The sequence below is a fragment of the Chryseobacterium sp. C-71 genome (assembly GCF_020911865.1).
Lineage (GTDB): Bacteria > Bacteroidota > Bacteroidia > Flavobacteriales > Weeksellaceae > Chryseobacterium.
In genome coordinates this window covers 142,172-156,402 of sequence record NZ_CP087131.1, presented here as the reverse complement: position 1 = coordinate 156,402, position 14,231 = coordinate 142,172, and the positions used below count along the sequence as shown (strand labels likewise).

Genomic DNA, 14,231 nt, shown 5'->3' with positions numbered 1-14,231 from the left:
ATACGCTATATTTACTCTTTTCATTTATAGAATATCGGTTGGAGAATTCGCATCTTTTTCCCCAAATAAGTACACAAAAATCCTTTATAGTTTGAAAACATAATAAAAATTGAAGATAAATGACTATAAGTTTTATTCACTTTCATCGAAATTCATTTTTGTAATCATTTTTTTGTAATTTATATCCGCATCAAATTTATTTTCCCACATATTAAATGCTTCTGTTCTCATTTTTTTAAACTTATCATGAATGAAAAAATATTCAATTTCATTAGCTATATCTCTATTATTAAAATCTTTTTTAATAAGTAGTCCATTATTATTATTTACAATTTCAGATGTTCCACCTACGTCAGTTGCCACTGCAGGTATCCCAAATGAGAAAGCTTCCATTATACTCACCGGTAAGCCCTCGTATTCTGAAGTATTAATAAAGAAATCAAAATAAGTATTTTCATAAATTTCTTTTATTTCATCTTGTGTTTTCTGACCCACAAAACTAACTTCTATATTTTCTTTACTTTTATTATCTATGGTTTTTTTTAAATCATTCAGTAAATCTCCATCTCCAATGTGTGTCCATTGTATACTAATTTTGTTTTTAATTAAGAGCAATATTTCATATATCAAATGAATTCTTTTAAGAGAGTATATATTACTACAACTGACTAATCTTAGCTTTTCATCAGACTTAATTTTACATGATTTTGAATTATTTGCTACTCCTAAATAACTTAAATTCATTTTTGATGGATTGGTCTTGTATCTTTGGATCAACTTACCATAAATATCATTCGAAATTGGCAATAGTAAATCTGCTGATTGGTAAATCTCTCTTATCAATGGTAAATATCCATCATTTCGTTCTTCATAGAAATCTCCTCCATGCATTCTTATTACTTTTCTAAATTTATTTAGTTTTTTTTCTATAAAATAGTTTTTACCTGTCCAATAAGAGTATAAAATAACTTCATTTTCATTAAAACCATAAGACATAAATGTATTTAATTCCTTTCCATAAGAAAGTACTGAGAGAGTCCATTTTTTTAATCTTGTCCTACTTTTATAAACTTTACGATTAAAAAATTCCTGTCTATGCTGTTTCTTTAATTTAAAATTCAAAAGGAAATCAACAAATCTCCTCCACCCTTGCTGCAAAACTGGATCATACACCGTAACATTGAACGGCACTACTCTCTGTTCTTTATTGTAAGGATTATATCCCGGAATTAGAATTATTTTCTCAAATGCTTGAGATAAATATTCTAACTCATTAGCAAAATAAGTTTCACGTGAACCGTATGGATACGATGCAGTAAAACAAACTATTGTTTTATTTATTTTCATCTATTAATTTTTCAAACAATACATAATCGAACCTAAAAATATCCAGACACATACGAAGTTAACATCCAAAGTATTAATCGTATTTATAACAGGAAGTATCGAAAAAAACTGGTATTCATTAAAAGTTAATGATTATATATATTTAATTGATCCCGAGTGAATTAGTTTTATTTATTTTTTTAGCTATTTCGTTATTTATCCCGAAAGCAATAAAGAATAATAATAAATATTGATTTAAATTGGCTAAACCTTTAAAATTCAAAACTAATAGCCACAAAAAAAGAATGAGACAAAAAGCTTTAAGAATCCTTGACTGACTTTTCTTTGATAATAAATAATAAAGGTATGCCTGATAAAGCATATATAGAACAGTTAATACAATACCAAAATAAAAAATCAACCTAACGTAGCCTATATCGGAACCCATATAATAAGAGCCGTTTGGATTTTGCATTTTACCATCTCCTATTACCCAGGTTTTTAGGGTATTCGGAAACTTGTACATACTTAAAGAGCCTTCAGTAGAAGAACTCGTTAATTTTCCGGTTTCTTCGTAATTAATATACAGTTCAAAAACAAAATTAAAAACTTTTTCAACTCGCTCTTTATTTCCCATTGAAATCATTACGAAATAAACCAATGTTGAAAAAATAATAACAGAAGGAATAACTTTATATATGACTTTAAGTGCATTTTTCACATCAATTAATAAATACAAAACCAAACCTAAACCTATCGCTATGAAGAATGTACGTCCTGTCATTAGCCCGGCAATTGTAATGAATACAAGACTAACCACATATAACCATTTATTTTTATACAAATCTGTCTTTAGGTAAGGTATTATAATTAATATGAAAAAAGCGATGGAATATTTAACAACCCCAGAAAAAAATGCACTTCCCACTCCAATCAATCTCTTTTCTATTTGTCCTAATCTACTTGTTAATCCTTGGCTTGTATTTTCTGATAATAAAGAGGTATATATCTCAAAAGTTGATGGTATAATAAAGAATATTAATGAAATTATTGCCTGGAAGAAGGAAACCATTACTATTGCATCTAATAGATTAACAATGATTTTATGTTTATCAATTTTATATAACAGATAAACAATAAGATAAGCTGGAAAAAAGTATAAAAAGATATCCAGATGATCTTTAAAATAATAAAAATCAACAGGACCGTAGTTCCAGTTTTGGACTATAAAAATTGAAAGCAAAATCAAAAATGATAAAAAGTAGAAAACTTTCAAATTTTTAATTTTAAAGACTAATTTTCGGTAGGGTACATCCAATAAAATAAATCCTAATCCTAATATCTGTATTATTCTATCAGTAGGAATGGGAAATAATTTTATATATATTGGATATATATAACAAAATAAAATTATAAACAAAAATATTTTATACTTCATGAATACACATTTAAAATCACTCGAAGTTTTTTTATAGATACTAAAATGTATAATGCAAAGTTTTTATTCACTAATTTTTCAATTTTAATGAAAAGCTTATTCATCTTGTTATTAATAGAGCCCGAAATCCTCTTCTGATAAACAAGATCTTTATCTACAAGATCTAATTTTTGATTATCTGCCTCTTTAATTTTAAGCATTTCAAAATAATCACTATCGAAAAATTTTCTTTCATTGATTATTCTTATCATAAATTTCGAAAAATTTTCTGATTTTATGGAGCTCATAATTGACCCCGGAGTGATCCGGTACTGTAACAATACTTTATTAAGAATTTGTATTTTGCCATGATGCGCGATTTCATTCCAAAGAAAATAATCTTCAAAGTACTTTCCTATCTTCTCATTATACCCACCTAATTTTAAAACAAGCTCTCTATCAAAAATAACAGTAGGATGTTTGAAAGGATTTCCTACTTTTTTCAAAAACTTTTTCAAAAAAACGTTGCCAGTATAAGGTACATCTGTCATTATCTTCTTACCATCTTTATCAATCAAATCAATTGCAGAACCAAGAAGTTTCACTTCTGGATGTATGGTTAAGTATGCTATCTGCTCTTCAAACCGATTAGGTAAAGCAATATCATCGGCATCCATTCTTGCGATGTATTTTCCTTGTGCTATCTTCAAACCATTATTTAATGAATTTGCGAGTCCTTGATTATCTTGATTAATAATAATCATTCTCTTATCATCAAAAGACTCCAAAATATTTAAAGAGTTATCTGTTGAGCCATCATTAATGATAATCAACTCAAAATCTTTGTATGTCTGATTCAAAATACTTTTTACAGCATCATAAATATACAACTCACCGTTGTAAACTGGCAACAAAACACTTATAGTCATTATTTCTCAATTAGTTCAACATTTTCAAAATCTTTTAGCCAGGTATTAAAAAAGTTTTTGTTTTTACCGTAGCTATTATCAAAAACATATACTTTTTTATTCAATAAAACAGATAAAATAAAACCGTGCAATCTTGTTGAATAAACTGTATCATACTGATTAATAAATTTAATTCCTTTTAGTATAAGTTTATCTTTATAATTTCGTCCTTTTAAGCCATGCTTATCATCAACGATTAGATTTAACACGGGAATTTGTTTAATTTTACTAGATAAGATTCTTTCAGCTTTAATTAAGTAGTGTTGAATTCTTCTCCTAAAAGTTTTATTTTCATAGAAACCTGGCCAATCTGCTATCTCCACCACATTGTTCTTTAAGCTCGCCTTAATATTATTAATCAAAGATTCATCTCCTAGTTCCTTATCCATCCTTTTTAAAATTAAAGTCTTTTTTATATCATTAACTTTATAATTTTCTTCAAAGTTCAGAAAGAAGGCAAGGTCAGGTAGTTTGTATACAGTACATTTATCAAAGTACTTAACACAAAAATCATAAGATTGGTTATCTCTTGCGCAAATAATCAGATTATTATGGTTGTTATATAAGATAGCATCTTTCTTAATAAAATCTTCGTTATCGTATTGTACTGTTTGAGGAAGAATTATTATTTTATTATTTGGAAAAGATGTTATAATATGATTTCTATATTCTTGATTAGATCTCCATACATCTCCAAAATTTCCTCCACCATGTAAAAGAATAATATCTTGTTCTTTTATTTTCTTATTATTATGTGTGTAATCATTACTGGAGTATACCATTTTAAAAGGTAATTCTCTTAAATACTCTAACTCTCCCTGCCATATTAATAAATCACCAATATTTCTATGATTAGGAACGTCCAGCAAAACATAATCACCATCAATATGATTATTTAGCTTTTCTCTAACGAGATTTCTAAGTCTTTCAATATTATCTGAGTTATTGAATGTTTTTTCCATTTAATTTCTTTTCAATTTTTTTTTGATGATCTGCTTTGTATATTGTAGTTCCGACTTGCTTAAACTGAACAAAATAAACATTACTAGCAAAATTTCTAGTAATAGAATAATACCAACACATTGTAATAGATTATTTGTCACAAAACTACCAGATTTATAAGTTATTCCCGCAACAAACAAAAAAGGTAAGATAAAACCTTTAAAATAATTTATAAGTTTTTTACTCCCAAAAGAAAGCTTACTGTTTACATAGCAAATTCTAAAAATAAAAGCTATGAAGTTCAAAAATACCTGGATAGCCATCACAAAAACAGGTGATTGATCATTTTTCAATAAGATATATGCTATTGGTAAATTAAATAATAGAATACAAGAAATTATTATCTGATAATTTCTAATATTACCTATAGCATTTGCAGACATCCAAAAAGGCCCTACAATTGAATTAATCAAAGAACCTACTATTACAATCTGTGTAAAACTTACTACATAAGGGGGCAAGTTATTGCCCAACCACAAATGCAATATAACCTCAGTATAAACAAGTATTGGCATTGCAAATAATAAAAATAAATAAGTTGAGTATTTCGAAGCATTTAAAACCAAATTTTTATGTTCATCGATTTGTCCTTCTGCATGAGTTTGGATAATTTTAGGATTAAATGCAACTTGCATATTTGAAATAAAATTATAAATTACACCATTTACTTGATTTGCAATACCTAATGCAGCATTAACTGTAACACCCACGAATATATTCAAAATCATGTTTATACCTTGTGTAGATCCTAGAACTGCCACTTGTCCAAATAAGTTCCAACCTGAGAAAGAAATCATCTGCTTGAATAATCCCTTATCATTTACAACTTTCCATTTTGTTTCTATTAGGAAATTTATTCTACAGTAAATTCTATAAAAAATATTTACAAGTAAATTTACCGTCATTAATAAAACACTATAAACAATAAGGTGATCGTATCTACTAAACCACAAAAGCATATACACGATTACGAGTTTCAATATAGTTTCGCCAATTCCTAAAAAAGCATAAAATGACATACGTTCATTTGCTAGAATAATTGCATTAAATGGAATTCTCATCACATTTATTACAGTTGTAATTATTGACATCTGATACACAATGTGAGCCGCATGCATTCTATTTGTAGGAATATTTAATTTATCATTAAGAAACCATAATCCAACCGTTTCAGACAAAATCAAAATCATAATTGATATGATTATGTGAATCTTCAGACTTATATTAAACACTCGGTTTATATTATTTTTCACCCCTCTTGCAATCTCTATGTTTAAAAACCGCTGAGTAGAGTTACTCATAGCATTATTTAAAAAAGAAAACAAGACTACAACACCACCAACAAGATTATAAATACCAAAATCTTCTACACCTAATGTCTGTAAAATTAGTCTTGAAGTAAATAACGAAATCCCCATATTAAAGAGCATTCGTATGTACAAATAAAGTGTATTCTTAGCTATTTTTGATGATGACATTTTAAGAATTCGTTCTAATCGTTTCCAAATAAATCTCTTGTATATACCTTATACTGTATATCTGATAATTCGGGAGCATTACGATTAGAAATGATTACATCACATTCTATTTTAAACTTTTCCAAATCTCTGACAACTTTTGACCCGTAAAAAGTATCTTCTTCTAATACAGGTTCAAACACTTCAACCTCAATACCTTTTGCCTTGATTCGTTTCATAACCCCTTGTATCGCTGAAGCCCTAAAATTATCAGAACCTGATTTCATAATCAATCGATAAACACCCACCTTCTTGGGGTTTCTTTCTAAAATAGAATAGGCTATAAAATCTTTACGGGTACGATTTGCATCTACAATGGCCTGAATAATATTATTGGGTACAGCATCATAATTAGCCAATAATTGTTTTGTATCCTTAGGTAAACAATACCCACCATAGCCGAAAGAAGGATTATTATAATGTGATCCGATACGAGGATCCAGACCTACTCCTTCAATGATTTGTCTGCTATCTAAATGATGAATTTGTGCATAACTGTCCAATTCGTTAAAATAAGCTACGCGTAAAGCTAAATAGGTATTTGAAAACAGCTTAATTGCTTCTGCTTCTGTAGGATTGGTAAATAAGATCGAAATATCATCTTTTATTGCTCCTTCTTTCAACAAATCAACAAACACTTTAGCTCTCTCACTTTGCTCACCAATAATAATTCGAGAAGGGTATAAATTATCATAAAGTGCCTTACCTTCTCTTAAAAATTCTGGTGAGAAAATAATATTATCAAATTCTAATCTCTTTTTTAAGTCTTCCGTGAAACCAACAGGCACTGTAGATTTAATAATGATTACAGCATTAGGATTATATTGCTTAGCTTCTTTTACTACAGCCTCTACACTACCTGTATTAAAATAGTTCGTTTTAGGATCATAATCAGTTGGCGTTGCAACAATAATATAATCTGCATTTTCAAAAGCATCTTTAGCATCTAAAGTTGCTCTGAAATTAAGATCTTTGTTCGTCAAAAAATCTATTATTTCGCTGTCTTCAATAGGTGATATTTTTGCATTAAGTATATCAATCTTTTCTGCAACTATGTCTACTGCCACGACTTCGTTGTTTTGCGCTAATAGAACAGCATTCGATAAGCCTACATAACCTGTGCCTACTACGGCAATTTTCATTTGTCTATTCATGCTTCTATAGGCGGTTATCACATTCTTCCAAAATTCCTTTTACATCATACACAACACCCCCATCTTTCAACAATAGCTTTAAATCTAAATCTATAAACTCTTGATGAGCTACCGTAAGAACGATTGCGTCAAATTTATCTTTGATCTCATCTAGAGAATTGATTGACCGAAATCCATACTCATGCTGTACCTCATCAGGATTTGCCCAGGGATCAAATGTTGTCACTTCAAAATCAAAATCTTCTAAGCTTTTAATGACGTCAGCAGCTTTTGTATTCCTTACATCAGGACAATTCTCTTTGAAAGTAATGCCGAGATTAAGAATTTTTGCTCCATAAATATTGACTCCTTTTTTGATCATTGTTCTTACGACCTGAGATGCTACAAAAGAACCCATAGAATCGTTCAGCCTTCTTGCCGTCAAGATTAGTTCCGAATAATAACCAACATCCTGAGCTTTCTGTGCCAGATAAAATGGATCGACCCCAATACAATGCCCACCGACTAATCCTGGTTTGAATGGTAAAAAATTCCACTTCGTACCAGCGGCTTCAAGAACTGCATGGGTATCAATATCCAGAAGATTAAATATTTTTGCCAACTCGTTGACAAATGCTATATTGATATCACGTTGGGAATTTTCAATCACTTTGGATGCTTCTGCTACCTTGATTGTCGGAGCTAGATGCGTCCCCGCTGTAATGACTGACTTGTATAATTCATCGACATACGTACCGATTTCAGGAGTAGAACCTGACGTTACTTTTAAGATTTTATCTACCGTACGTGTTTTATCGCCAGGATTAATTCTCTCAGGAGAGTATCCTGCGAAAAAGTCGACATTAAATTTCAGTCCGGAAACTTTTTCCAGAACAGGGATACATTCTTCTTCAGTCACTCCAGGATAAACGGTAGACTCATAGATCACTACATCCCCTTTTTTAAGTACTTTCCCAACGGTTTCTGATGCCTTGTATAAAGGCGTTAGATCAGGGCGATTATGCTTATCAACAGGGGTAGGAACGGTAACTATATAAATATTTGCTTCTTTAATGTCTTCAGGATTTGAAGAACAAAACAATCCTTTTTTATTTCCAATAGTATCTGTGGAAATATTTGATGAACTTTCCGCATTTTTAAAAGAACCGAACGGATTTTCGCTTACCAAAACAGCTTGGAGTATATCATCTTCCACTTCAAATGTAGAATCCTTTCCTGCATTAACCTCTTCAATTCGACGTTGGTTGATATCAAATCCTACAACAGAATATTTTGTAGCAAACAAACGAGCCAAAGGTAAACCTACGTACCCTAAGCCAATGATGCTGATTTTAATTTCTTTATCCATTTTAATATATAAAATTTTGCTCATTATGCAATTACATAAATTGTAAGCTTTACTTTAATTATTTTTTGAAAATTTTGTTCCACCATCTTTTTTCTTGATCAGTACTATAGCCGTAGCCATAACCGTAATTATACCCATATCCATAACCGTAACCTCCTGCATTTTTAGAAACATCATTAATAACAAAAGAAACATTTTTAATTTTGGATTCTTTCACCAAATTATTGGCAAAATCTACAAGTACATTTCTGGAAATACCGGATCTAATTACATATAATGTAGCATCTGAAACATCAGCAATACTGAGGGTATCTGAAACCAGCATCAAAGGTGCAGAATCAATGATTATATATTCATATTGAGATGATAATTTCTCAATCAGATTCTGATATCGACCATTAGAAAGCAGCTCTTGCGGATTAGGAGGAATTGTACCTGCGTAAATAACATCACAATATGGATTGGTGTCTGACGTATGGATAAGATTATCAACATCTACGCTATCATCATACAGATATTCTGTTAATCCTTTCCTCTTGACAGACTGACTGTCATATCGCTGAATTTGTGGATTTCTAACATCGGAACCGATCAACAAACTTCTTCCGTTTTTGTTTCCTAGGGTCAAAGCTAGATTTACTGAAACGAGTGTTTTACCTTCACCTTTTACTGAAGATGTGACCATGATAACTTTTGCAGAATCTTTTGCAGGAAGTACAAATTTAAGATTAGACACGAGAATCCTGAAGGACTCAGCTAATTCTGAAAAATCATTCTGCTGTACCAAATGAATATCTTTCGATTTCAATGATGGTATATCTGCTAGTATACCTAATGTAGATCTTTGTTTGATATCATCTCTGTTATAAATTTTATCATCCCAAATAAAAAGTAAATATAGTATTCCAAAAGGCAATAATAATCCTAAAATCATAGCACCTCCTAAAACGATAATTGGTTTTGGAAATACAGGTGTATCCTGCGTATATGCCGGATTTACAATTTTTGCTATAGGGACATTGATGGATAAATTAATTGCATTTTCTTCTCGCTTCTGCAAAAGAAAAAGAAAAAGCTGCTCTTTCAGAGTTTGCTGACGTTCTATTCCTCTGTATATTTTAGTTTGACCGGGAACTTTGTTCATTAACCCGTTACTGGAAGAAATTTCACCATTTAATTTCGCGATAGATGTCTGCACGGACTGTTTCTGCTCACGAATATTATCTTGTACAATTTCCTTTAGGGAAGCAATTTCCCTATTCATTTCCACTACAGCAGGGTTTTCATTCGTTGCCTGCTTAAGTGTTTTATTTCTGATGATCAAAAGATTGTTATACTTCGCAATAGCATCTTCTAGTGAGGGGTTGAGTCCTAAATTGGATGGCATAAGCTGATTGTTTCTGTTTCCAGACGCTTCTGCCGTCAGCGAATTAAGCAGATCCAGCTGCGTTTGCTGCTGTAGCAAAGCCTTCGTATTTTCACTGGTATTTTGTAACGCTAACTGTGCCTGTGCCTGAAGATCAAAAATTCGGTTGCTGTTCTGGAAATCCTCCTTTTGATTTTCAACGCCGGAAAGGTCACGGGTAATCACCTCCAGCCTTTTATCAATAAAATCCTGAGTATTCTTCGACTGCATATTCTTGTCGCGAAGACCATCCAGATTATACTGTTTGGTAACCTCATTAAGAATTGCTTCCGACTTTTCAGGAACTGCCCCCACAAGACTGATGTTAATAAGCATTGCTTTGGCGTCAGGAAGTTCCACCTTTATTTTTTGCTCTAATTTTTTAACCCTTTCAATCTGATTCCAAAACACGATAATATATTTTGATTTAAAAGGGATTGCATTATTTTTATTGAAAATAACGGTTCCGAAATCCAATTTTATAGGAACGTTATAAGAACCTTTGATAGTTCCATATTTTTCATTCCAAAGAATAAATGTTGTATTATCACTCTTTTTGATCAGATATTCTGAAGATACAAATTTTTTAGCCGGCTTTTCGTTATAAGCAATAATTTTAGCCGTGACAGGTAAATCCGTAAACAATTCTGAATCTTTGATTTCACCACCGCTAAAATATTGGACACTTAGGTTTAAATTTTTCACCACTTCTAACAGAATTGGTCTAGAAGTGATTACTGCAACTTCGCTCTTTAATTCATCCGCATTTCCAAGACCTATACCCAAATTATCAAGATCTGATAATGCTGAAGTAATATCTGATTGCTTTTTTTCGAATTTAAGATTGGTAATGGACTGATATTGAGGAACGGCATATCGTAAATACAAATAAGCAGTGGTTGTGATAAGTATAACTGATAAAATGAACCAGGGCCATTTTTGTAAGTATTTACCAATAATTTTTCTTAGATCCATAGATTCTTCCTCTAAATCATGAAATTCTGTATGTTGCATATTTATATTATCTTGTTAAAGCAATGATAAGAGTTCCTGCTGTCAATAATGCACCAATGATCTGGAATGTCAACGCTCTGTTCGGATTTGAATTTGCCTGCACTTGTTTATTTTTGTCTGGCTGTACATAGAGCACATCGTTCTGCTTCATATAATAATAAGGTGAACTTACTATATCTTCCCTTGACATATCTAAATTGATTACTTGTTCAGCTCCGTCATCGCCCGTACGGATAATTTTTACATTTTTTCGATCTCCAAAATCCGTCATATCCCCTGCAAGACTTAATGCCTGAAACACATTGAGCTTCTGTGATACACTCTGTTTCTGCCCGGGTATTTTAACTTCCCCGATAATGCTGACATTGAAATTTTTCAAGGTTACGGTCACCAAAGGATCTAATAGATATCTTTTGAGACGCATCTCAATATCATCTTTGAGCTGTATTTGAGTCATCCCTTTCGCATAAATGTTTCCTAAAACAGGAAAATTGATATACCCTTCATCATTGACAAGGTATTCACTAGGCTGTACATATTGATTAATTCCCGTTTGAGATTCACTTCCTACTTTATTGACAGTATTAAGATTGAAAGGTTTTACTGCGATTTCATCTAGTGCTGACACAAGGATCAAAAGCACATCTCCTTGCTGTATTTGGAGGCCCAGAAATTTTGCCTGCGCAACTTCTTGTTCCATATTATGTTGCGATGACATGTAAACCATATTCTGTTTTGGTTTGCATGATAATAAAGTAACCGATAACAGGATTATGTACGTAATAATTGTAGTTTTCTTCATATGTTATTTAACCTTCTGGAGTTAACACTCAATTTCATTAAATTAAATTAAATTATTATAAATGAGCAAACTCTGTATATTTTGCTATTTTTAAGAAATTTCACTCATTCGTGAAACGATAATTGTTGTAATATATTGTTTTAAGAACATTTCTTTTTGTAGCAATTTTCATTCCGTTTTATATCTAAAAATTAAATATATTTGTTTATTAATAGTTATTCTTTAACATAATTTAAACTATATTATTGATAATCTTCATGTTCCGGGATCTTATCTAAAATTTCAAATTCCGAATTATTACTTATAAACTCAGGTACGATGGTCTTTAACAATTTAACGACCTGCAATCCATCTTTTTTAATAGTTGATCTTATAATTTGTTTGCACAAGAACTCTATATCGTCAAATTCCATCAAAGGGTCTTTTGAAATCATGATTTTCTCATGATGCGTTGGGACAGTTGTCGAATGATGAGATAAAAGCTCCTCATAAAGCTTTTCCCCAGGTCTTAAGCCGATGAAATCAATTTTTATATCTACATCTGGAGTATATCCTGATAATTTTATCATTCTTTTTGCTAAATCTAAAATTTTAATTGGCTTACCCATATCAAAAACATAGATTTCACCTCCCTCTCCCATTGTTCCGGCCTGAAGGACTAACTCACAAGCTTCTGGTATGGTCATAAAATAACGAATGATATCAGGATGAGTAATTGTAACAGGACCTCCTTTCGCAATCTGTTTCCTGAAATGCGGTATCACGGAACCATTCGATCCTAAAACATTCCCAAAACGAGTTGTAATAAATTTTGTTTGATTACCGTACGAATTCTGCAAGGACTGCACAAAAAGTTCCGCCGTTCTTTTCGAAGCCCCCATTACATTGGTAGGATTCACAGCTTTATCCGTAGAAACCATTACAAAACGGTCGACGATATATTTTTTTGACAATAGCGCTAAATTTCTTGTTCCTGCAACATTTACAAAAATAGCCTCATGTGGATTATCTTCTATTAAAGGTACATGCTTATATGCAGCGGCATGATAAACTATTGAAAAGCTATACTCTTCGAATAATTTCTCAAGCCTGTAAACATTTGAAATATCTGCCAAAATAAATTTAAATCTTTGATTCGGGAATTTTTCTAATAACTCAAGCTTCAGTTCATGCAAAGGAGATTCAGCCTGATCAACTATAACAATAATTGATGCGTTTAACAAAGCAACTTGTCTTACAATTTCACTTCCTATCGATCCTGCGCCACCCGTTACTAAAATACTTTTATCAAAATGATAGTTGCCGACATATCCTCTTTCAATTTTTATAGGTGCACGTTCAAGCAAATCTTCAATCTGAATGGGGCGAATATCTCCTATTATACTACCTTCATGAGCATTATTAATCACAGGTGCCCTTAATACCTTTAACCCTTTACTTAATGCAAAATTCGCCCATTCTTCCATTTCAAAATTTAACATCCCCCCTTTCAAGAGCACTGCATCAAACTGTTTGCTTAGATTATTGATTTTAAGAAACTCCCTTTTATTATAAATTTTATGCCCTAGTAAGACTGCTTTTTTAGAAGTAGATTCTGTATTAACAAATCCTTTTAATTGGTAAGGATGTGTGGGATTGTGAATAATAGCATTTCCTAAAGACACAGATTCACCCTCTATACCTACAACCACAATCCTTATTTTGGATGAAGCCTCTTTAGGAACCATGAATATCTTAAATACTCGCTTAACCATCATTCTAAAGAAAAACATTAGAAAAACAGATACGAAAAAAAATAAAAAAAGCTCGTGATACAAATCTAAAAAAATACCCCATATCAATTTTGACGCAAGATCTATTGCCAGCATTACGACCATAGTACAGCCTGACGACCATACAATTTTAAAAAAGTCAAAAAAAGTAGAATACCTTATAATGCCCGCAAATGTCTTAAACACTAACATAAATAAAATATTCACGGCAATAGTTAGAAATATCTTTTGGTTCTGATATTCACTAAAATTTGTTGCTACGTCAAGATTTTCTAGAAACAGATGTGAGACTAAAATTGAAAAAGAAACAATTGAAACGTCGATAAAAAAAACCAGCCATCTAGGCACATATCCTAACTCCTTGATTCTAAATACATTCTCCATACTACAAAAGGCTTATTAATACATTATTTTATGTAATAATAGATTTTTCATCAATTTTAAGCAAAGATAAATAATTATTATTAATCTATCTGTTTATTTTTTTTATTTCCACACTATATGAT

The 14,231-nt window shown here is 31.2% G+C and carries 10 protein-coding genes; all 10 read right to left on the bottom strand.

The features are described 5' to 3' along the window. Positions 1-132 precede the first annotated feature (132 nt). The 10 genes from LNP04_RS00680 to LNP04_RS00635 all read right to left on the bottom strand — a co-directional run bounded on the left by LNP04_RS00680 (position 133) and on the right by LNP04_RS00635 (position 14,109). Positions 133-1,347, bottom strand: coding sequence for a glycosyltransferase (locus LNP04_RS00680; protein ID WP_229984669.1), 1,215 nt, complete (start codon positions 1,345-1,347; stop codon positions 133-135). Between the two features lie 142 nt (positions 1,348-1,489). Continuing rightward, the gene (locus LNP04_RS00675) at positions 1,490-2,764 is read right to left on the bottom strand and encodes a hypothetical protein (RefSeq protein ID WP_229984668.1); all 1,275 of its coding nucleotides are present in this window, start codon (positions 2,762-2,764) and stop codon (positions 1,490-1,492) included. Beyond that, entirely contained in the window at positions 2,761-3,672 is a 912-nt protein-coding gene (locus LNP04_RS00670) for a glycosyltransferase (RefSeq protein ID WP_229984667.1), read from the bottom strand. Before LNP04_RS00670 ends, LNP04_RS00675 begins: the two co-directional genes overlap by 4 nt. Further along, positions 3,672-4,673: a polysaccharide pyruvyl transferase family protein gene (locus tag LNP04_RS00665; RefSeq protein ID WP_229984666.1), complete on the bottom strand. Its 1,002-nt coding sequence runs from the start codon at positions 4,671-4,673 to the stop codon at positions 3,672-3,674. Before LNP04_RS00665 ends, LNP04_RS00670 begins: the two co-directional genes overlap by 1 nt. Then, a complete protein-coding gene (locus LNP04_RS00660; protein ID WP_229984665.1) occupies positions 4,674-6,191 on the bottom strand; it encodes a lipopolysaccharide biosynthesis protein in 1,518 nt (505 codons plus the stop codon). Positions 6,192-6,205: 14 nt separating this feature from the next. Continuing rightward, positions 6,206-7,372, bottom strand: a complete 1,167-nt coding sequence (locus LNP04_RS00655; RefSeq protein WP_229984664.1) for a nucleotide sugar dehydrogenase — start codon at positions 7,370-7,372, stop codon at positions 6,206-6,208. Between the two features lie 16 nt (positions 7,373-7,388). Next, positions 7,389-8,732, bottom strand: a complete 1,344-nt coding sequence (locus LNP04_RS00650; protein WP_229984663.1) for a nucleotide sugar dehydrogenase — start codon at positions 8,730-8,732, stop codon at positions 7,389-7,391. A 58-nt stretch (positions 8,733-8,790) separates the two neighbouring features. Beyond that, on the bottom strand, positions 8,791-11,151 hold the full coding sequence (locus tag LNP04_RS00645) for a polysaccharide biosynthesis tyrosine autokinase (RefSeq protein ID WP_229984662.1): 2,361 nt from the start codon (positions 11,149-11,151) through the stop codon (positions 8,791-8,793). Between the two features lie 7 nt (positions 11,152-11,158). Then, a complete protein-coding gene (locus LNP04_RS00640; RefSeq protein WP_229984661.1) occupies positions 11,159-11,869 on the bottom strand; it encodes a polysaccharide biosynthesis/export family protein in 711 nt (236 codons plus the stop codon). Between the two features lie 326 nt (positions 11,870-12,195). After that, positions 12,196-14,109: an SDR family NAD(P)-dependent oxidoreductase gene (locus LNP04_RS00635; protein WP_229984660.1), complete on the bottom strand. Its 1,914-nt coding sequence runs from the start codon at positions 14,107-14,109 to the stop codon at positions 12,196-12,198. Positions 14,110-14,231 lie beyond the last annotated feature (122 nt).